At 60.8% G+C, this 17,445-nt stretch carries 23 protein-coding genes, 2 tRNA genes and 1 pseudogene; 15 read left to right on the top strand and 11 right to left on the bottom strand.

All coding sequences use genetic code 11. The annotated features are described in order from the left end of the window. Nucleotides 1–65 precede the first annotated feature (65 nt). The gene (locus tag DDE76_RS20170) at nucleotides 66–188 is read right to left on the bottom strand and encodes an excalibur calcium-binding domain-containing protein (protein ID WP_425430647.1); all 123 of its coding nucleotides are present in this window, start codon (nucleotides 186–188) and stop codon (nucleotides 66–68) included. On the opposite strand from DDE76_RS20170, the gene DDE76_RS18550 reads away from it, so the two are divergent. Further along, nucleotides 187–777: a thermonuclease family protein gene (locus DDE76_RS18550; protein WP_245892074.1), complete on the top strand. Its 591-nt coding sequence runs from the start codon at nucleotides 187–189 to the stop codon at nucleotides 775–777. The two genes, DDE76_RS20170 and DDE76_RS18550, sit on opposite strands and share 2 nt — an antisense overlap. A 15-nt stretch (nucleotides 778–792) precedes the next feature. Here the strand turns inward: DDE76_RS18550 and DDE76_RS18545 are convergent, their stop codons facing one another. The 4 genes from DDE76_RS18545 to DDE76_RS18530 all read right to left on the bottom strand — a co-directional run bounded on the left by DDE76_RS18545 (nucleotide 793) and on the right by DDE76_RS18530 (nucleotide 3,284). Next, a complete protein-coding gene (locus DDE76_RS18545; RefSeq protein ID WP_157955914.1) occupies nucleotides 793–1,845 on the bottom strand; it encodes a hypothetical protein in 1,053 nt (350 codons plus the stop codon). 11 nt (nucleotides 1,846–1,856) lie between these two features. After that, entirely contained in the window at nucleotides 1,857–2,447 is a 591-nt protein-coding gene (locus DDE76_RS18540) for a PIN domain-containing protein (RefSeq protein ID WP_104891951.1), read from the bottom strand. Nucleotides 2,448–2,450: 3 nt separating this feature from the next. Then, nucleotides 2,451–2,909, bottom strand: a complete 459-nt coding sequence (locus DDE76_RS18535) for an excisionase family DNA-binding protein (RefSeq protein ID WP_104891950.1) — start codon at nucleotides 2,907–2,909, stop codon at nucleotides 2,451–2,453. Between the two features lie 300 nt (nucleotides 2,910–3,209). After that, a tRNA-Thr gene (locus tag DDE76_RS18530) sits at nucleotides 3,210–3,284 on the bottom strand. A gap of 185 nt (nucleotides 3,285–3,469) precedes the next feature. Between DDE76_RS18530 and DDE76_RS18525 the strand changes: the two genes are divergently transcribed. Both DDE76_RS18525 and murA read left to right on the top strand, forming a co-directional pair. Further along, a complete protein-coding gene (locus tag DDE76_RS18525; protein WP_425430646.1) occupies nucleotides 3,470–3,631 on the top strand; it encodes a hypothetical protein in 162 nt (53 codons plus the stop codon). Nucleotides 3,632–3,757: 126 nt separating this feature from the next. Continuing rightward, nucleotides 3,758–5,050 carry a UDP-N-acetylglucosamine 1-carboxyvinyltransferase gene (gene murA, locus DDE76_RS18520; protein ID WP_104891948.1) on the top strand — a complete coding sequence of 431 codons (1,293 nt, stop codon included), beginning with the start codon at nucleotides 3,758–3,760 and terminating at the stop codon, nucleotides 5,048–5,050. Between the two features lie 224 nt (nucleotides 5,051–5,274). On the opposite strand, the gene DDE76_RS18515 is transcribed toward murA, so the two are convergent. Genes DDE76_RS18515 through DDE76_RS18500 form a run of 4 tightly spaced genes read right to left on the bottom strand, consistent with a single transcriptional unit; the run spans nucleotide 5,275 to nucleotide 8,909 of the window. Continuing rightward, complete coding sequence (locus tag DDE76_RS18515; RefSeq protein WP_104891947.1) at nucleotides 5,275–6,405, bottom strand: ABC transporter permease; 1,131 nt, start codon at nucleotides 6,403–6,405, stop codon at nucleotides 5,275–5,277. Continuing rightward, a complete protein-coding gene (locus tag DDE76_RS18510; protein ID WP_104891946.1) occupies nucleotides 6,402–7,340 on the bottom strand; it encodes an ABC transporter ATP-binding protein in 939 nt (312 codons plus the stop codon). Before DDE76_RS18510 ends, DDE76_RS18515 begins: the two co-directional genes overlap by 4 nt. After that, nucleotides 7,337–8,272 (bottom strand): HlyD family secretion protein, encoded by a 936-nt coding sequence (locus DDE76_RS18505; RefSeq protein WP_104891945.1) that lies wholly within the window; start codon nucleotides 8,270–8,272, stop codon nucleotides 7,337–7,339. Before DDE76_RS18505 ends, DDE76_RS18510 begins: the two co-directional genes overlap by 4 nt. Beyond that, a complete protein-coding gene (locus tag DDE76_RS18500; RefSeq protein ID WP_104891944.1) occupies nucleotides 8,265–8,909 on the bottom strand; it encodes a TetR/AcrR family transcriptional regulator in 645 nt (214 codons plus the stop codon). The genes DDE76_RS18505 and DDE76_RS18500 overlap by 8 nt, the downstream gene beginning before the upstream one ends. A 146-nt stretch (nucleotides 8,910–9,055) precedes the next feature. On the opposite strand from DDE76_RS18500, the gene DDE76_RS18495 reads away from it, so the two are divergent. The 10 genes and pseudogenes from DDE76_RS18495 (at nucleotide 9,056) to istA (ending at nucleotide 15,411) form a co-directional block, all read left to right on the top strand. After that, nucleotides 9,056–9,487: a DUF2948 family protein gene (locus DDE76_RS18495; protein WP_104891943.1), complete on the top strand. Its 432-nt coding sequence runs from the start codon at nucleotides 9,056–9,058 to the stop codon at nucleotides 9,485–9,487. Nucleotides 9,488–9,497: 10 nt separating this feature from the next. Beyond that, nucleotides 9,498–10,790, top strand: coding sequence for a histidinol dehydrogenase (gene hisD / locus DDE76_RS18490; protein ID WP_104891942.1), 1,293 nt, complete (start codon nucleotides 9,498–9,500; stop codon nucleotides 10,788–10,790). Nucleotides 10,791–10,798: 8 nt separating this feature from the next. After that, a pseudogene (locus DDE76_RS19975) lies at nucleotides 10,799–11,272 on the top strand (UPF0262 family protein); the annotation flags it as partial. 57 nt (nucleotides 11,273–11,329) lie between these two features. Then, nucleotides 11,330–11,758: an arsenate reductase/protein-tyrosine-phosphatase family protein gene (locus DDE76_RS19970; RefSeq protein ID WP_281261870.1), complete on the top strand. Its 429-nt coding sequence runs from the start codon at nucleotides 11,330–11,332 to the stop codon at nucleotides 11,756–11,758. A 75-nt stretch (nucleotides 11,759–11,833) separates the two neighbouring features. After that, entirely contained in the window at nucleotides 11,834–12,052 is a 219-nt protein-coding gene (gene infA / locus DDE76_RS18480; protein ID WP_046103343.1) for a translation initiation factor IF-1, read from the top strand. A gap of 6 nt (nucleotides 12,053–12,058) precedes the next feature. Then, on the top strand, nucleotides 12,059–12,697 hold the full coding sequence (locus DDE76_RS18475; protein ID WP_104891940.1) for a Maf-like protein: 639 nt from the start codon (nucleotides 12,059–12,061) through the stop codon (nucleotides 12,695–12,697). Between the two features lie 116 nt (nucleotides 12,698–12,813). Continuing rightward, on the top strand, nucleotides 12,814–12,996 hold the full coding sequence (gene yacG, locus DDE76_RS18470) for a DNA gyrase inhibitor YacG (RefSeq protein WP_104891939.1): 183 nt from the start codon (nucleotides 12,814–12,816) through the stop codon (nucleotides 12,994–12,996). A gap of 299 nt (nucleotides 12,997–13,295) precedes the next feature. Beyond that, nucleotides 13,296–13,371: transfer RNA gene (locus DDE76_RS18465), tRNA-Phe, on the top strand. A gap of 249 nt (nucleotides 13,372–13,620) precedes the next feature. Next, entirely contained in the window at nucleotides 13,621–14,109 is a 489-nt protein-coding gene (locus DDE76_RS18460) for a hypothetical protein (protein WP_104891938.1), read from the top strand. Between the two features lie 12 nt (nucleotides 14,110–14,121). Further along, nucleotides 14,122–15,411, top strand: coding sequence for an IS21 family transposase (gene istA / locus DDE76_RS18455; RefSeq protein WP_104891937.1), 1,290 nt, complete (start codon nucleotides 14,122–14,124; stop codon nucleotides 15,409–15,411). A gap of 13 nt (nucleotides 15,412–15,424) precedes the next feature. Here istA and DDE76_RS19665 read toward each other — a convergent pair whose 3' ends face one another. Then, nucleotides 15,425–15,655 (bottom strand): hypothetical protein, encoded by a 231-nt coding sequence (locus DDE76_RS19665; RefSeq protein ID WP_157955913.1) that lies wholly within the window; start codon nucleotides 15,653–15,655, stop codon nucleotides 15,425–15,427. Nucleotides 15,656–15,788: 133 nt separating this feature from the next. On the opposite strand from DDE76_RS19665, the gene DDE76_RS18445 reads away from it, so the two are divergent. Continuing rightward, nucleotides 15,789–16,235: a hypothetical protein gene (locus DDE76_RS18445; RefSeq protein ID WP_104891935.1), complete on the top strand. Its 447-nt coding sequence runs from the start codon at nucleotides 15,789–15,791 to the stop codon at nucleotides 16,233–16,235. A gap of 167 nt (nucleotides 16,236–16,402) precedes the next feature. Then, entirely contained in the window at nucleotides 16,403–16,642 is a 240-nt protein-coding gene (locus DDE76_RS18440; protein ID WP_157955912.1) for a hypothetical protein, read from the top strand. Nucleotides 16,643–16,752: 110 nt separating this feature from the next. Here the strand turns inward: DDE76_RS18440 and DDE76_RS18435 are convergent, their stop codons facing one another. Continuing rightward, complete coding sequence (locus DDE76_RS18435) at nucleotides 16,753–17,178, bottom strand: VanZ family protein (protein WP_104891933.1); 426 nt, start codon at nucleotides 17,176–17,178, stop codon at nucleotides 16,753–16,755. Nucleotides 17,179–17,445: the final 267 nt, after the last annotated feature.

Raw genomic sequence — 17,445 nt, 5'->3', positions numbered from 1 at the left:
GCGCTTGTAGCCGTTCCCGCTTGGCCAACTGAGGCACTCAAAACCTCAAAGGGCGTCTCGGACAATTACCGAAGGCTCTCGCAAGCGATGCCGTCATTGTCGGCGTCAAGGCGGTGAGGGTCGCCAGGTCCAGCGCGCTCGTAGAAGTCTTGAGCCTCACGCCAGCTATTGAAATCGGAGCAGTCCATGTCGCGTTGGGCGAATGCTGTCGTTGACGCCAAGATGAGCATAGCAGCTGAAAAAATGATGCGCATTAATGTTCCCCCGGATTTTCCCCTCGGCGGCAATTTTATTAGTGCCTCACCTGCCACCGACCTCTATCGTGAATCAAATTCTGTTCATCGCCAAGGTCTACCTATGAAAATTGCCACATTGGTCTCCGCCTGCCTCTACCTATTTGCGGCCAGCCCCGCCCTGGCGAGCGGCCTGGAGATGTGCGGCAACCGGCCCAACACGGCGGATAAAACCTGTGTGGTTGACGGCGACACGCTTTGGCTGCAAGGCGAGAATATCCGCCTCAAGGACTTCGACACCCCCGAGCCACAAACACAGATTTGCGGCGGGGCTGCTGAAGTAGAGCTTGCTGACCGGGCTAGCGCCAGGCTGCTTGAGCTTCTGAACAACAACTCTTGGACCATTGAGCGCTTCGGCTTCGACAGCACCAGAAGCCGGCGGACCTTGGCAACAATCCGAATTGATGGGCGCGACGTCGGAGACATTCTGATCGGCGAGGGCTTGGCACGGCGCTGGCCCGATGGCCATGAGTTCTGGTGTTGAACCAAACTCGCTGGGTCACTGTGTCGCTATCAAGGCGTTTTCGAAGTCCTGGACAAATTGTCGATCCGTCGCGCCAAGCATCGGTGGCGCGGTAAAGATCAAAAGGGCCCCCTCTGTGTTCACGTGCTCTACGGCGCCTGGTTTGGTAGCGTAGCGTCCTGGAAGTTTCCTAGCGGAAGCCCACGCGGCCATGAGTTCCAGATTGTCTTGTGATAGAGCACTCGGAAGGCGATCAACTTGGTCGAGGACACTTTTCAGCGCTTGAAGGCAGTCGCGAACGCCACGAAAGGCCGCCACCATTTCATTCTTGGTGGAAAGGGCAGGGAGCTGCTGGTGGATTTCTTCTAGTCGACCGACGATGTGCGCCAGTTGCCTCTCCGGCGCGTCGGAACTCATGAAGAAATCGCCAGCTTTGAGAGTGCCAAATGGCTGTTCCTCGTCTTTGTAGATTGGTTGTCGTAACGGCACATAGGGTTTGCCGGCCTTTTGCGCCTCTCGTTCTCGCCGCTCTTCCCGCTCGCTCTCAGCGTCCAAATTGCGGACCTGCACGGTGTGCATGAGCGCGCCTCCCATTGCCGCGACGGCGTAGGTCGCTGCTGCGGCAACCTGGGGCAGAGTTGAGTGGAACTGACGTCTGGCTCGCCCATAGGCCTGGACCTGCGGGGAGGAAACCGCGGCAAGCGTTTTTCTCTTGAACTCCGGCATTGCGGTCAGAACGGCGCGCCGCCGGATCAGAAGGCTTCTGCGGTCGTTTTGGGCGACGATGGTTTCGACCATTTTTTTGAAAGCTTGCTGGCCGAAATGATGCTCACCACATCGATTGCCTATGAGTACCCGTGCACCGTCGGAGTATCGGAGGACGTATCCTTTCAGATGATTTGGGAATTTTGGGTCGCGGCAATAAGCGCACGGCACCTTTTTTCCTGAGCTGCCCCGATTGTAAAGATGTTCAAGCACGGGCATTTCTTGAAGTGGTCGGGCACGCTGCAGCAGACTGTCCAAGAGCAGTGGATCTTCTATTTCAATCTTTTGCCTAACCAGATCGTCATCGGTCGGAAATCCATCCATGTCAAACCAGCCTAAAGGTTCAGAACGTGTGGCCTTAGTAGGTCTACGGTTTCCACCAGACCTTGGGCCTCCATCTCGATAAGCAGCATGTCCGGTGTCTTAGCTGGGTTCATCAATCGTTCGCGCATGAGACGAACTGCTGCGACTGAGCGACCAGTGTGGAGAGCGACAGTGTTGGCCAGAAACTCGTCGGTAGATCGCGCTTCGATATTGAGAGGCGCAAGGATGTCGCTAGGGAAGTCTTTGAGATTGTCGGTCACTATGACGGCCGCCTGCGTCTTGAGAGCCGCGGCTAACACATGAGCATCCTCTGGATCTGGCAGTCCCTTGCATGCCGGGAGGAAGGTTTTGTAATCGGTGACCATCGCTTCTTCGAACGCCGCTTCCATCGAAAGTCTGGCTCGGGTCGCGCGTTCCGCCGCATCGGGGGCGCCTTTGCCCTCCAATATCTCTGCGATTGCCCTTTCGGTTTCCTCCAGCACCTCTGCGGACCAGCGGAGCCGGAAGAACTCCGCCTCCGCCAAGGTCAAAATTAGATTGCGCTTCAGCGCCCCGGCCAAGGAGCAAGCATCCACAAAGGCTGTGAAGCGATTGGCGAACAATGTCTAAAGGTACTCCCCGTCCATTGCCGCCAAATTCGAGAGCGCCTCGCTCCTCTTGAGATCGCGCTTGCGCTTGTACTCGAAAAGGTTTTCTGCCCGAATTCGCCGATGTCTGCCAACGGTTTCAAATCCGATTTCGCCCCGCTCCAGCAACGAGACTAGGAAGGGCCGGGACACATTGAGGATATCGGCCGACTGCTGAGTGGTCAGCATTTTGCTGACTGGTACCAAGGTGACGGCGTCTCCCTTGCCAACATGGCGGAGCAAATCCATCAGCAGGCTTGTCAGCCCTGGGGTTAGTACAATGTCTGCTGGCTTGGTAGCTTCTTCGTCATAGACGCGAAGCGTTGCGCCATCGGCTGCATTGGCGGCAAGAATTTTACGAAGTTGGTTTGCTGCGGCGCGCTCGTCGTTCGATGGCATTCGACGACCAATCTGCATCGCGTTGGCTGGCACTGTCATGGTCGATTCTCCCTAGGAAACTTGTACTGATTATTCGAAATAATCGCAATAAGTGAAATAAACGTAACGAAGGTTGGTTCCAAGGCCCTCCTGCGCATGATTGGCATGCAAGCGGAGGATCTCGTCACCGAACATGAGCTTCACGGCGGCAGCTGCCACCATAGTGGTTCGGTTCTCGCCTCCGATGAAACGGCGGCGGCACTCAGCAACTCCGTGCCGCCCATGTGCTGCCCAGCACAAAGTGCTGTACTGCGACGCCTCAGCTGACCGGAAATTATCTATGTATTTCAAGGGGTTGGCTGGTGCTGCCGGACAGGATTGAACTGTCGGCCTCTCCCTTACCAAGGGAGTGCTCTACCACTGAGCTACGGCAGCATTTGGAGCGTTCTCAGAAAAAGGGACATCCACTTCTTCAGTTCGAGAGCGCGACCACTCTATAATGTCGCAGCGGCCGGGGATCCGGCGCGGCGACGGGGGCTCCTTTGCCATAGGGACTGTCTCGACGCAAGACCAAAAACAGCCTATCAACCGAACCAATGGAATCGAGGTACCGAAGGGCCATGGGCAAATCGGAACAAACTGCACTGCGCGAGCAAAGATTGGCCGCAAAGCTGCGGGAAAACCTCAAGCGTCGGAAGGAACAGGCAAAGGCGCGCGCCGCAGGCGAAGCGAACGAGCAGGTTCTCACGACACCCGAAACGGACACGAACAAGAAACCGTAAACCATTTTCGGGCGATTCTAATCGCAACACTTTCGAGAACGGCTGGTCTGGCTCACGTGGCAACGAAGACCCTGCCTTGCCTCCCAACAGGTAGCAGGCCTATCGGGCCATTTCTGAGGACTTCTTATGGATCGTATTCGTTTGGTTGGCGGCAATGAATTGCGGGGTGAAATCTCCATTTCGGGCGCCAAGAACGCCGCCTTGCCGCTGATGATCGCGTCCCTGCTGACGGACGAGCCACTGGTGCTGCACAATGTGCCGCGCCTGGCTGACGTCAAGCAGCTCGAACGCATTCTGGAGAATCATGGCGTCGATATTGCCGTGCATGGTCGCCGCCGTGGTGAAGAGGAAGGCGTGGGCCAGCGCATGACCTTCCACGCCGCCGATATTGTCGACACCACCGCCCCCTATGATCTGGTCTCCAAGATGCGCGCCAGCTTCTGGGTCATCGGCCCGCTGCTGGCCCGCTGCCATGAAGCGCGTGTCTCCCTGCCCGGTGGCTGCGCCATCGGCACACGTCCGGTGGATCTCTTTCTTTATGGCCTCAAGCAATTGGGCGCCGAGATCGACATTGACGAAGGCTATGTCGTCGCCCGCGCGCCCAAGGGTGGGCTGGTCGGCGCCACGGTCAGCTTCCCCAAGGTTTCGGTGGGCGCCACCCACACCATCCTGATGGCCGCTTCCCTGGCGCGTGGCACCACGATCATCGAAAATGCCGCCCAGGAACCCGAAATCACCAATGTCGCCGAATGCCTTGTCGCCATGGGCGCAAAAATCTCCGGCATCGGCACGCGCACGCTGACTGTCGAAGGTGTCGAAAAGCTGCACGGGGCCACCGTGGAAGTCATTCCAGACCGCATCGAGACCGGCACCTTCGCCATGGCCGCGGCCATGACCGGCGGCGATGTGCTGCTCAAGGGCGCCCGATCCGAGCACCTGCAGGCCGCCCTCGACATTCTCGCCCGGACCGGGACCGAGCTGTCCCACGAGGCCAATGGCATTCGCGTGCGCCGCAATGGCAATGGCATCCAGCCTGTCGATGTGGACACCGACCCGTTCCCCGGCTTCCCGACCGATCTGCAGGCCCAGTTCATGGCGCTGATGACCATGAGTTCGGGCGTCAGCGAGATTCGGGAGACCATTTTCGAGAACCGCTACATGCATGTGGCCGAACTGGCCCGCTTCGGCGCCGACATTGCCGTCAACGGCCAGGTCGCAACGGTCACCGGCCGCCCGCAATTGAAGGGGGCCCAGGTCATGGCGACCGATCTGCGCGCCTCGGTATCGCTGGTTATTGCCGGTCTCGCCGCCAAGGGCGAAACCGTGGTCAACCGCATCTATCACCTCGATCGCGGTTTCGAACGCCTGGAAGACAAGCTCTCCCGCTGCGGCGCAGAGATTGAACGCGTAGCTGGCTAGCCCGCGTGCCATTGGCAAAATCGCTCCGGTGGCGCGATTTTAGCGAGCTAGGCCCGGAGACCTACGGTCGCAGGGCGGGTTGCGGACGAAGGGCAAATCGCGCCAGTGGCGCGATTTGAGGCGAGCAGGCGATGAGAGCTGTGCTCGAATGGCAGCGCGCGGGGCCTGTTCCCAGCTAAGATCTGAAAAGGCCCGGCCTTCGCGCCGGGCCTTTTCTCTGCCCTTTAGTCCAGCGTCTGCCGATAGCGCAGCATGGCCACGCTTGAGATCACCAACAGGATCGCCACCAGCGCCCAGAGATCGCCTGCAATATCGCCCACCTCACCACCCTTGAGCATGACGGTGCGCACCACGCGCAGAAAATGCGTCGCCGGCACTCCATTGCCGATGATCTGTGCCCAGCCCGGCATGGCCGCAAACGGGAACAGAAAGCCCGACAGCAGCACCGAGGGCAGGATGGTGAACATCGAGAGTTGCATGGCCTGCATTTGCGAACGGGCGGCGGCCGAAATCAGGAAACCCAGTGCCAGGTTGACCACGATGTAGAGGTTGAAGCCGAGGAAAAACGCCCACCAGGAGCCCTCGAACGGCACCGCGAAAACGGTCAGGCCGGCCAGCAGGAACACGGCGGTCTGCACATAGCCCACAAACACATAGGGCACGATCTTGCCCAGCATCACCTCAAGGGGGCGCACCGGTGTGGCGATCAGCATTTCCATGGTGCCGCGCTCGGTTTCCTTGACGATGGCCACCGCCGTCATCATCACCATGGTCATCGAGAGAATGATGGCCAACAGGCCCGGCACGATATTGGTCGAGGTGCGCCCTTCCGGATTATGGAGCTTGTGCACTGCCACCTCGAACGGGGGCGGGGAGGGGGCCAGTTGCCCCAATGGTCCGCCAAAAGTCTGGTCCATGGCGACACTGACAATACCGCTCAGCGCCCCGACGGCACCGCCAACGGCGGACGGGTCCGAAGCGTCTGCCGTGACCAGCAGGGTCGGCCTTAGCCCGCGCAGGATGTCGCGCTCGAAATTCCTGGGGAACACCACCACAAAGGCGGCTGTACCATCCCGCAGCGCGCTCTCCCCGGCATCCACTCCGCTGACCGTGCCCTGGATGTCGAAATAGTCAGAGATTTCCATGCCCGACACTACGGCTCGCACCAGGGGGCCATGGTCATTCATCTCGATCAGGGTCGGCAGGTGCCGCGCGTCGGAATTGATAATGAAGCCGAACAGCAGCAATTGCATGATGGGCAGACCAATCATCATGGCGAAGGTGACATGGTCCCTGCGCATCTGGATGAATTCCTTGGCCAGCACGGCAAAGAAGCGGGCAGGGGAAATGCTCATGCGGCGTAACGCGAGAAATTGTCCCGCGCCCCCGCCATGAGATAGATAAAGGCCTCTTCCAGTTCCGAGGTCTTTTCCACCCACTCATGGGTGCCGTGTTCCTTGTACCGGGCGGCAACGCCTTCGAGCCCGGCCCGGTCGGTGCCCGATACATGCAGGACGGTGCCAAAGCGCGCCACCTGCTCGACCCCGTTCTCCTGCCGCAAGGCGGCCTCGAGTGCCGTGATGTCCGGGCCCGAAACGCGGTAGGTCACCAGCCCCACCATGGCCGGTATTTGAGCCGAAGGGCCATCGATCAGCTTCTTGCCATAGGCGATATAGGTGATGAAATCGCACTGGATGGCCTCGTCCATATAATGGGTCGAGACCAGGACGGTGACACCGCTGGCCGCGAGCCGGCGGATTTCATCCCAGAAGTCGCGCCGCGCCTTGGGATCGACCCCGGCGGTGGGTTCGTCGAGCAGCAGCAGGTCGGGCTCGTGCAACAGGCACGCGGCCAGCGCCAGTCGCTGCTTCCAGCCGCCCGAAAGCGACCCGGCCAACTGGTTCTGCCGGTCGGTCAGGCCCAGATCGGCCAGCGCCGCATCAACCCGCTGCCGCCGGCGGTCGAGCCGGTACATGCGGGCGACAAAATCGAGATTCTCGCGGATCGAGAGGTCCTCGTAATAGGAGAACTTCTGGGTCATATAGCCGACCCGTTCCTTGATGCGTGTCGCTTCGCGCCGCACGTCGAGCCCCAGACACGTGCCTTCGCCCTCATCCGGGATCAGCAGGCCACAGATCATGCGGATCGTGGTGGTTTTGCCCGAGCCATTGGGGCCAAGAAAGCCATAGATGGCACCGCGGGGCACGGCGATGTCAAAATGGTCGACCACCGTCTTTTCACCAAAACGCTTGGTGAGGCCGCGCACGTCAATGACCCGGTCGCCGGTCATGGCAGCACCGTTATCGGCTGGCCGGGCCGCAGCGTATTGGCCGCCTCGAGCTCGGCCTTGACCAGATAGACCAGCCGGTTGCGCTCCTCGCGCGAATAGATGATCGGCGGCGTGGTCTGCGGCGCGCTGGCGATATGGGTGATGTTGGCGCGCAGCACATCGCACCCGTCACAGGTCACGCGCACCGCCTCGCCAATGGAAAGGCCGGCCCGCTGCATTTCCGGCACGAAGAACCAGGCCTCCAGCGGTCCCGTGGGCAGGAGTGAGACCACCGGACTGCCCGAACCTGCAACCTCCCCCATGGTATAGAATAGTTTGTTCACAACGCCGTGCACCGGTGCCACGACCCGGCGGTCCTCAAGCTCCTGCCGGGCTCGTTCGGCATCGGCTTCCGCCGCGCGTAGATTGGCCTCGGCGGCCACCTGCTGCGCGCTGCGCGCTGGCAGTTCGGCCACCGCCAGTTGCGCCCGCAATTGCTCGACCTGGGCCTGCGCCGTAGCCAAGGCCGTGCGGTCCTGCTCGACCCGCACTCCGGGGACCGTCCCGGCCTCGGCCAGCCTCTCGCTGCGAGTGAGATTGGATCGGGCTTGCGCCAGATCGGCCTCGGCCTTGCTCAGCGAAGCGCGGATGACATCGAGTTCCGCGCCCCGGCTGCCGGTTTCAAGGTTTTCCAGGGTTGCTTCAGCGGCGGCAACGCGCGCCAGGGCAGCATTGAGCAGGTTCTGCTGCTGCGTGGTGTCCAGGGCAAAGACCAGTTCCCCTGCGGCCACCGTGTCTCCTTCAGCCACAGCGACCGCATTGATCCGCCCGGCGCTGATCGGCGCAACATAAACATAGTCGGCTTCCAGATAGCCGTTGAAGCCGGTTGCCACCTCCTGATGGGGCAGGAGGGCCAACACTGCAGCCAGCAGGCCGGTGAAGAATTCATTCATGGCGGGCCGCCGTTTCTGGCGCGCATATGCCGCCAAACAGGATGTCGAGATGGTTGTCGATCAACCGGTCCAGCGCCATCCCGCCCTCGGGATGAATGCCAAACACCTCACTGAGCATCACATGAGCGATGATCGGACCGACAATGGTGCGCACCGTCAGTTCAGGGTCGATGGCCCGCAGCCGGCCTGAAGCAACGCCGCGGGCAACCAGGCCCGTCAGGGCAGGGATTGCCAGGTCCAGCACATCGCGCCGATAGATCTCGGCAATGGCGGGGATATTCATGCCCTCGCGCAGCACCAGTCGCGGTACCGAGAGATTTTCCGGATTGCTCAGCAGTCCGGCAATCATCTTGAGCAGCATCGTGATCGGAATGCGTGGGTCGCCTTCAAAGCTGGCCAGTTGCGGCAAGGCGCCTTCGGCAATCGGCGCCACGGCCCGCATGATGATCCCTTCCATCAGGGCGTCCTTGGAGGGGAAGTAGAGATAGACCGTCCCCTTCGATACCCCGGCCACCCGGGCGATATCGTCCATCTTGGTCCCCGCGAAACCCTTCTGCGCAAACACTTTCATGGCTGCGTCGAGCAATTCGTCGGGGCGCGCTTCGGCCCTGCGGCTGAATTTCTTTTCCTGTTTCATGGATACATAATAACTAACTGACCAGTCAGTTAGCAAGAAGTGTCTGCAAGTGCCGCGCTCTTCGCATTGCCCCGATCCGCACAAACTTGTAGATCGGAGGTGTCGTGACCAGATAGGGTCATCGCCATCCCAACAGGGCCTTGCACATGACCGATCTCAAGCTGATTGCGCTTGATACCGAAGACCTCGAAGTTGTCTCCGCCCACGCGCAGGACGCAGTCGTTCGCGTCGCCGATATGGGCTATGCCCGGCGCGACCAGCGCTTTGCGCTGCTGATGAACCGCTTTGCGTGGGAAAGCGACACACCGCGCGGCAAAGGTACACGCAAGCGTGCTGCACTCGATTTTCGCGGGGTAACCCATGTAGCCTATGCCGGCTTTGATCCCGCTGCGCCAGAAGGCGTGCTCAACCTGCTCGCCATCGGTTTCCAGCTCACCGATTCCCCCTCAGGTATTGTCGAGCTGCGCTTCGCAGGCGGCGGCACGGTCCGCATGACGGTCGAATATCTAGAGGCCCGGCTGACCGACCTCGGCGCTGCCTGGGCCGCTTCCGGCAAACCCGCACACGCCCTCGACTAGAAAGCCCTTCATGCCCTTACGCCTCGATAGCGCCCAGTCCTATTTCGAACAGCGCTTTTCCGATCTGCTCGGTGCCAAACGCGAGTCCAGCAAGGATGTGAACGACACGGTCGCATCCATCATCAGCGATGTGCGGGCGCGCGGTGACGTCGCAGTGGCGGAGCTGACCAACAAGTTCGACCGGGCCAATGTCACGCCGTCGACCCTGGCTTTCTCTGCCCAGGAGATTGCTGAAGCAGCCGCGCAGGTTCCAGACCATGTGCGCGCCGCCCTGCAGACCGCGCATGATCGTATCAAAGCGCACCACGAAAAGCAGAAACCGCAGGATCATATCTATACCGATGATCTCGGGGTGACCCTCGGATCGCGCTGGACTGCCGTGGACGCCGTTGGCATCTATGTGCCGGGCGGCCTGGCCTCCTATCCCTCATCGGTGCTGATGAACGCCGTGCCGGCTCATGTGGCTGGCGTTTCGCGCATTGCCATGGTGGTCCCCACCCCCAATGGGGAAATCAACCCGGCCATTCTCGCCGCCGCACAGATTGCCGGGATCACCGAGATCTACCGCATTGGCGGCGCCCAGGCGGTTGCAGCGCTCGCCTATGGAACCCAGGCCATCGCCCGCGTCGACAAGGTGACTGGGCCCGGCAATGCCTATGTCGCCGCCGCCAAGCGCCAGGTCTTCGGTCAGGTCGGCATCGACATGATCGCCGGCCCCTCCGAAGTACTGGTCATTGCCGATCATTCGGCCAATCCCGCTTGGGTGGCGGCCGATCTCATCGCCCAGGCAGAGCACGGGGCAGGGGCCCAGTCGATCCTGGTCACCACCGATGCAGGACTCGCCGATGCCGTTGGCGCTGAAGTCGAGCGCCAGCTTGCCCTGCTCCCCAAGCAGACCATTGCCCGCGAAGGCTGGGAGGAGTTCGGCGCCATCATCACCGTCGCATCGCTCGACCAGGCGGCAGACCTTGCCAACCGCATTGCTTCCGAGCATGTGGAAATCGCCACCGACGACCCGCAGGCGCTGGTCCCGAAAATCCGCCACGCCGGCGCAATCTTTCTTGGTCACCACACGCCCGAGGCCATTGGCGATTATGTTGGCGGCTCCAACCATGTTCTGCCCACCGCCCGCTCGGCGCGCTTTGCCTCGGGCCTGGGCGTGCTCGACTTCATGAAGCGCACCTCGCTCCTCGGCTGCACGCCGTCCTCGCTCGCGGCCCTGGCCGAACCGGCCGTCACCATTGCCGGGGTCGAAGACCTCGATGGCCATGGCCGGTCCATTTCCATAAGGCTCAATCGGTGAGCATTTCGATGGGCACAGAGCAGGCGGCGACCAGCAAGGACAGGCTGGTTACCGTTACGCTCGACCCCAATACCATCACCTCGATCAATCCCGACGAGGTGCATGAATGGCGCATCGCCATCTACGATCTGCTCGAGGACAACGCCTTCAAGCCGGCCCGCGTCAGCGCCGAGGGGCCTTATGCGCTCCATATGTCGATCATCGGCAATTACATCCTGCTCGATGTGCGCCACCCCGAGACCTTCCAGCCCATCGCCGCCCACTATCTCTCGCTCACCCCCTTCCGCCGGCTGATCCGCGACTATTTCCGCATCCGCGACGCCTATTACGAGGCGATCCGCTCGGCCCAGCCCTTCCTGATCGAAACTGTCGACATGGCCCGGCGCGGCATGCACAACGAGGCGGCCGAACTGTTGCGCACCCGGCTTACCAACAAGATCATCGTCGATCTCAATACTGCCCGGCGCCTGTTCACGCTGATCTGCGCCGTCCAGCCCTATGCCTCCCGCATCGACGAGGCGACCAGCGAGCTGCCCACCGTGCTGTTCGTCTGCTCAATGAACTCGGTGCGCTCGCCCATCGCCGCAGCACTCGCCCGCCAGGCCTTTCCGGGGCGGCTCATTGCCCGCTCGGTCGGCGTCAATGGCGGCAAGGCTGATCAGTTCGTGCATGAGGTAATGGAAGAGATCGGCATTGATATGAGCGTGCATACGCCCCATATCCTGGATGAACTGGTCGCCAATCATTTCGATCTCGTCATAACTCTCTCCGACGACGCTCCCGATGCGGTGGAAAAGAAGGGGCTGGAGGCCGGTGCTATCGAACATTGGCAGGTCGACGACCCTTCGCTCGTCGAAGGCAATCGCAGCCTGGTGCTGGGCGCCTATCGCGAGTTGCGCGACGGTTTGCGCAAGCGCGTCAAAGCCCGTTTGGAGCCATTGATCGCAAGTGGTTCACAAAACCTTTGAATTGAAGTAGGTTCCGCCCGATTTTGCGGCCCCGGCCAGCCAACAATGGCGCATGGGGCCTTCTCAGGAGAAAGTATGGCCAAGGAAGAAGTGCTCGAATTTCCGGGCGTGGTCACCGAATTGCTTCCCAACGCGACCTTTCGCGTGAAGCTTGAAAACGATCACGAAATTATCGCCCACACCGCCGGGCGCATGCGCAAGAACCGCATCCGCGTTCTCGCCGGCGACAAGGTGCTGTGCGAAATGACACCCTACGACCTCACCAAGGGTCGCATCACCTACCGCTTTAAGTGATCTGACATGGCCGGCCGCCCCGACCTGATTCTGGCTTCGGCCTCACCGCGCCGGCTGGCTCTGCTCAACCAGATCGGTATTGAGCCCGAACACCTGGTGCCGGCACATGTCGATGAGACCCCCGAGAAAGGCGAACTGCCGCGCAAGCTGGCTCAGCGCCTGGCCGATCTCAAGGCCCTGACGGCCCAGCACAAGGCGTCCATTGCCGGCTTCGGCGCCAATACCATGGTGCTCGCGGCCGACACGGTGGTCGCTGTGGGTCGGCGCATCCTGCCCAAGGCCGAGACCATGGAAGAGGCATCCGATTGCCTCCGCCTGCTCTCGGGCCGCGCCCATCGTGTCTATACCGGGGTCACGCTGATCACCCCCTCGGGCGCCCGCCGCCATCGCCTGGTGGAAACCCGCATCCGCTTCAAGCGCCTGTCGTCCAGGGAAATGGAGGCCTATCTGGCCAGTGCCGAATGGCGCGACAAGGCCGGCGGCTACGCCATCCAGGGCATTGCCGGCGCCTTTGTCGTCAAGCTCGTCGGCTCCTATTCGGCCGTGGTCGGCCTGCCCCTGCACGAAACCACCCAGCTTCTGGCCGGCGAGGGCTATCCGGTGCATTTCAACTGGCTCAACCAGTCGAGCCTGTCTGGCGTCTAATGCGCTTCTAGCAAAAGTGGCAACGGTGTGCTCCTCGGACTTGATCCGAGGATCGGAAGCGCGACAATGAAGGACTTGGAGCGTTCGGCGTTTCAAGGAAACGGTGAAACGCTCAAATGGCTGAATCTCCCAAAAAGAAATGTCCCATCTGCGGCAAGCCCATGGTGGAAGAGTTCAAGCCCTTCTGCTCCAGGCGCTGCGCCGATATCGATCTCAATCGCTGGCTCACCGGCAATTACGTCATTCCCGCCAGGGACGACGAGCCCTTGCCTGACGCGGACGGCGAGGACGAGAACTAGCCTTCACTTCAAATGATCGTCCCAACCTTCCCGGCACCCCGGTTCCGGCCCAGCTCCCCTTGTGGGGGGAGATAGCGCCGCCAGGCCATCGGGCCGTAGCGGAGCTGGGCGGGGGTGCTTGCTTTTTGCGCGGCACGGGCACCATAGTGGTGACGCGGCAATCGGTTGGCGACCCCGTCACACACCCGTCATCGCGCCCCGCAATTCCCTTTATCCACATCGCGTTTTCACGCTTGCGCGGCAAAAACCGTTCCCCTATAAGGCCCGTGGCTCACGGCCCCGCGCCGTTCAAGCCCGATGCCCAGATAGCTCAGTTGGTAGAGCAGCGGATTGAAAATCCGCGTGTCGCTGGTTCGATTCCGGCTCTGGGCACCATCATTTTTCTATTTAAAATCAATGGCTTGTGCGATTTTCGCGGGTTCACCAAAAAGCGCGAAACTGTGCTAGGCTAGCACACGACAGTGCTAGCACACCGAAAATACCTTCCTTTAAGATCAGCGACTTACCATACCGACGCGGAGCGGGTTAGCACACCAGCTAGCATAAACCGCAGCAACGCTCCGTCGCGTCGGTATGATCCCCACGGGGCTCGCAGGCCCAGCTGCAAGGGGCTAGAGGGGGCATATGAGACAGACACCGCAATTTAGTCCTCCTGAAAGCCTTTCGCAGGGCTACACCATCAAAGACCGCAAGGGCGTTTGGTATGTCAGCTTCAGTGTGCGGGGTGAGGGCCAGCAGCGATACTCCCTCGGCACCAAAGACAGGGTCGAAGCCGAACGCCTCGCCTATCAGCGCTGGGTGCATGCCTGCATGCTGGTGCAGAACGGCCAGTCGCTTACCCATCGCGGTTTTTCGGATGTTGCCGAAGAGTTCATCGCAACCATCGAGAAAGACGTCGAGCACGACCGCAAGGACGGCTATCATATTACGCGCTACGTGCCGGTGATCCGACGCTACCTGATTGGGTATTTCGGTAGTCGACAGATCAAGGCCATTTCAGCCAGCGACATCGAAGGCTATTGGGATTGGAGACGAGACTATTGGCTCAGCGGTGTCAGGCGAAGTGAGAAATTGCCCCCCACGCGAACTGAGGAAGTGACCCCTCTCTTTTGAGAGGATGAATGGATGACGACTGAGATATCTGGGCATGCTGCGCTGTCGATGACGATGCAGGCAGATGCGATGCTTCAAGCAGAAGAAGTCATGGCGATGGTGCGCCTTCACAGTCTTGGCTGGGGAGCGAAGCGGATTGCGCAGGAGTTTGGCTGTGCTCGCAATACGGTTCGCCGTTACCTTCGCGAAGGTGGTGTTGTTGGGTATCGCCAGCCGGTGCGGCGAACGGCGTTTGATGGCCTGGACGATTGGCTGCGCGAACGGTTTTTCCGCCACAACGGCAATGCCGATGTCATTCGGCAGGAACTGGCGAGCGAGCATGGGATCGAGATTGGTCTTCGCTCGGTGGAATTGCGCGTGCAGCGCTGGCGCCGGGAATTGAAGGCCCAGAAACGCGCAACGGTCCGCTTCGAGACAGCGCCTGGCCATCAGCTGCAGATCGACTTTGGCGACACGAAGGTCTGGATCGGTGACGACCGTGTGCGAGTTCATCTGTTCGTCGGAACGCTGGGGTATTCTCGCCGGCTGCACATCCGGCCTTCGCTGCGGGAGCGCCAGTCGGACTGGTTCGAAGGGATGGAGGGAGCATTCCTGCGGTTCGGCGGAGTGCCCTCGGAAGTTCTGCTGGATAACCCGAAGGCGTTGGTTGAGCATCATGACGCGGTGACCCGCGAGGTCAGGTTCAATGCCCGTCTGCACGCTTTTGCCCGCTACTGGGGCTTCACGCCGCGGGCTTGTGCTCCTTACCGGGCCCGCACCAAGGGCAAGGACGAGCGTGGCGTTGGCTACGTCAAGAAGAACGCGATCGCGGGGCGCCGGTTCGAGAGCTGGGCCGCGTTCGAGGCGCATCTGGACCGGTGGACGCGCGAGGTGGCCGACCAGCGCGAGCATGGCACAACGGGCGTCGCTCCGGCAGTCCGCTTTGCCGAAGAGGCCGGCGCGCTTCGCCCGCTGGCTGGCCGGGCACCGTTCGGGCAGTTGCGAGATCTGGTCCGCAAGGTTCAGGCAGATTGCGCGATCGACCTGGACACCAACAGCTACTCGGTGCCCTGGCGCCTGATCGGGGAAAGCGTTCAGGTCGTGGTTCTGGCTGGCCGGGTGATCATCCGTCATGCCGGTCAGGTTGTGGCCGATCATCCTCAGTGCGCGGCACGGCGGCAAAGGATCGTGGACCGGGCGCATTTTGTCGGGGTGGCCGGCGCCGAGGGATTGGTGCGGGCCGATGCGACGATTGAATCCCCTCAGCCCGCTCTGTTGCGACCGCTTGCGGAATACGAGGCAGTTGTCGGAGGAGGCTGGTGATGAGCGATATCGATCATGACGTGCTGATCGCCACGGGGACCGGCTGAAGCTGACGGCGATCCGTGACCAACTCGACACGCTGCTGTGCTTGAGCATCTGTGCGCTCTACACGCGCTTGATATGTCGATTGCGGTTGCGTCCGCAGCATCTCGCCTTCTGCCATCGGCGAGAGCAGCTGGTCCACTAGTTCTACCACCTCGTCGGCGGTGTCGAACACGAACTCTAATTTCACGACAATCGACATGGCCTCTCCATCATGGTCCGGCCATTGATCTATGTCCGGACCGCCATTCGGGCGACCAAAGATCGCCTTTGTGGTCGCTCTTTTGGCCGTTGGCGCTAGGCCATGTGGAAAGCAATCCACATGGAGAAACCATTTGAGCATCCTGAAGACCCTGAAGCTGACTACTGCCCAGCCGGTTCGCACCAGCAATGACCCGGTCGAACGCGCCCGCAACAAAGTGATCGCGGCCCTAGCTGAGCAGAAGGCGATGGCCGAAGCCAAGCTCGCAGGTCAGCACTACGCGCCGACCCATCTGGTCTGGCGCAAGAACGAGGAAGGACAGCGGGTCCAGGTCGAAACCCCGAAGCGTCTCCGTGCGGGCTGGTTCGTTGATGCCAGTGGCCAGACCTTTTTCGGTCTGCGCTATGCCGGAAAGCCCATCGAGTTCGCCAAGGACAAAAACGCCATTGCCGTTGGGGAGCTTACTGCGCTTCCCGCAATTCTCGACACGTTGACCGACGCTGTTCGTGCCGGTGAACTTGACGCTCAACTTGCGGCTGCAGCCGCCGAACGCGGGCACATGTTGCGCAAGGCCGGTTAATCCCGGTCATCACGAAATACCTCCGCCTGCCGGGAATGGCCGTTGTGCTGCTCCCGGCATTTCTGTCATTGGCCGCTCCTGTCCAAGCCGATGACCGACAGGGACAACGCGATTGCGCCAACCTCCGAGCGGTGGTCCTACAATTGGTCGGTGACTGGTCCAAGACCATGTTATTCGCCAGCCGCGACATGGACCGCAACGGCTGGCTCGACGCCAACGTGGCGCATTCCGCATTCAAGGATGTGCAGATCGCAGTGATGCAATTCGACTTTGCCTATGAGGCAGTCCCGAAAAGCCGCGCTGCCTGCCGTGATCTCGCATACCGTTTTGGCATGGATATGGGCACCTACATCGAACAGGTCATGGAAACTGGCACACGCCCAGCGAGGGGCATAGAGGGCTGGTAGCCCGATGGGGTAGCACGGGCTTACCCTCCGGCCCCCAGCCCCGCAAGCGGGTGCCATAGGGCATATGCGGGGCAATACATTTCGGCGTGGCGCTGGTGAGCGCCTATCGATCATGCCCCACCCGCATTTTGTCTGTAGCTGGCCAGTCGGAAGCGCCGCCAGAGTATCGTTCCAACCGCCACGATCACCCAGCCAATTCCGATGCCAACCAAGTCGGGAGCAAGATCGGCGAGCCGTGGATTGTTACCAATCGTGGGCATCTGCACGATTTCCCATCCAATAGCCACCACGAATGTCAACAGCGCTGCCAGCCAGAGCCGGCCCACCCCAACCGCCAGCGTAGCGAGCAGGAAGATCATGAGCGTCGAGACGATATGCGGCATCTTGGTCAGCGCATTGGCTATGGCGGGCCAGGAGATGTCCCAGTCGAAGATCGGATCACGATAGCCCTGGGTGGTTTGCGCCGAAGCCCACAAGCTCGCAATGCTGATGACGATGAAAGGGAGCCAGCGTGCCGCGGCCAAGATATTTCGCATGTGGTTTCACTCGATTTGCCAAGTGCAAGTTTGATTGAACAGCGGGCCACTGTCGAGGCCAAGCTTGCGGCGAAGACGCAGCTCAAACTCCGTAGCAGGCAGATAGCCTCACGGAGCAGCACGGGTTACCGGATTGTGTTTCGGCGCGGAACGTTGGCTCTGACTCACATTTGGTGCAATCGCGCGGTGTGATTTCCTTTTGAGAGGGAATCACTGAAATGGCGCGAAAGCTTGGAACTTCGTCGCTTATACCGTCAGGCTTCATCA

It is taken from the genome of Devosia indica (assembly GCF_003056405.1).
GTDB classification, from domain to species: domain Bacteria; phylum Pseudomonadota; class Alphaproteobacteria; order Rhizobiales; family Devosiaceae; genus Devosia; species Devosia indica.
Note: the sequence above shows the minus strand (reverse complement) of the source record. Positions and strands in the feature narration are given on the sequence as shown.

Coding starts and splice junctions, on each gene's coding strand:
- istA (WP_104891937.1), top strand. CDS start 14,122: ATGACGACTGAGATATCTGGGCATGCTGCGCTGTCGATGACGATGCAG.
- DDE76_RS19665 (WP_157955913.1), bottom strand. CDS start 15,655: ATGTCGATTGTCGTGAAATTAGAGTTCGTGTTCGACACCGCCGACGAG.
- murA (WP_104891948.1), top strand. CDS start 3,758: ATGGATCGTATTCGTTTGGTTGGCGGCAATGAATTGCGGGGTGAAATC.
- DDE76_RS20170 (WP_425430647.1), bottom strand. CDS start 188: ATGGACTGCTCCGATTTCAATAGCTGGCGTGAGGCTCAAGACTTCTAC.
- DDE76_RS18545 (WP_157955914.1), bottom strand. CDS start 1,845: ATGGATGGATTTCCGACCGATGACGATCTGGTTAGGCAAAAGATTGAA.
- DDE76_RS18475 (WP_104891940.1), top strand. CDS start 12,059: ATGGCCGGCCGCCCCGACCTGATTCTGGCTTCGGCCTCACCGCGCCGG.
- DDE76_RS18440 (WP_157955912.1), top strand. CDS start 16,403: ATGTTATTCGCCAGCCGCGACATGGACCGCAACGGCTGGCTCGACGCC.
- DDE76_RS18525 (WP_425430646.1), top strand. CDS start 3,470: ATGGGCAAATCGGAACAAACTGCACTGCGCGAGCAAAGATTGGCCGCA.
- infA (WP_046103343.1), top strand. CDS start 11,834: ATGGCCAAGGAAGAAGTGCTCGAATTTCCGGGCGTGGTCACCGAATTG.
- DDE76_RS18505 (WP_104891945.1), bottom strand. CDS start 8,272: ATGAATGAATTCTTCACCGGCCTGCTGGCTGCAGTGTTGGCCCTCCTG.
- hisD (WP_104891942.1), top strand. CDS start 9,498: ATGCCCTTACGCCTCGATAGCGCCCAGTCCTATTTCGAACAGCGCTTT.
- DDE76_RS18435 (WP_104891933.1), bottom strand. CDS start 17,178: ATGCGAAATATCTTGGCCGCGGCACGCTGGCTCCCTTTCATCGTCATC.
- DDE76_RS18535 (WP_104891950.1), bottom strand. CDS start 2,909: ATGACAGTGCCAGCCAACGCGATGCAGATTGGTCGTCGAATGCCATCG.
- DDE76_RS18500 (WP_104891944.1), bottom strand. CDS start 8,909: ATGAAACAGGAAAAGAAATTCAGCCGCAGGGCCGAAGCGCGCCCCGAC.
- DDE76_RS18550 (WP_245892074.1), top strand. CDS start 187: ATGTCGCGTTGGGCGAATGCTGTCGTTGACGCCAAGATGAGCATAGCA.
- DDE76_RS18460 (WP_104891938.1), top strand. CDS start 13,621: ATGAGACAGACACCGCAATTTAGTCCTCCTGAAAGCCTTTCGCAGGGC.
- DDE76_RS18510 (WP_104891946.1), bottom strand. CDS start 7,340: ATGACCGGCGACCGGGTCATTGACGTGCGCGGCCTCACCAAGCGTTTT.
- yacG (WP_104891939.1), top strand. CDS start 12,814: ATGGCTGAATCTCCCAAAAAGAAATGTCCCATCTGCGGCAAGCCCATG.
- DDE76_RS18495 (WP_104891943.1), top strand. CDS start 9,056: ATGACCGATCTCAAGCTGATTGCGCTTGATACCGAAGACCTCGAAGTT.
- DDE76_RS18515 (WP_104891947.1), bottom strand. CDS start 6,405: ATGAGCATTTCCCCTGCCCGCTTCTTTGCCGTGCTGGCCAAGGAATTC.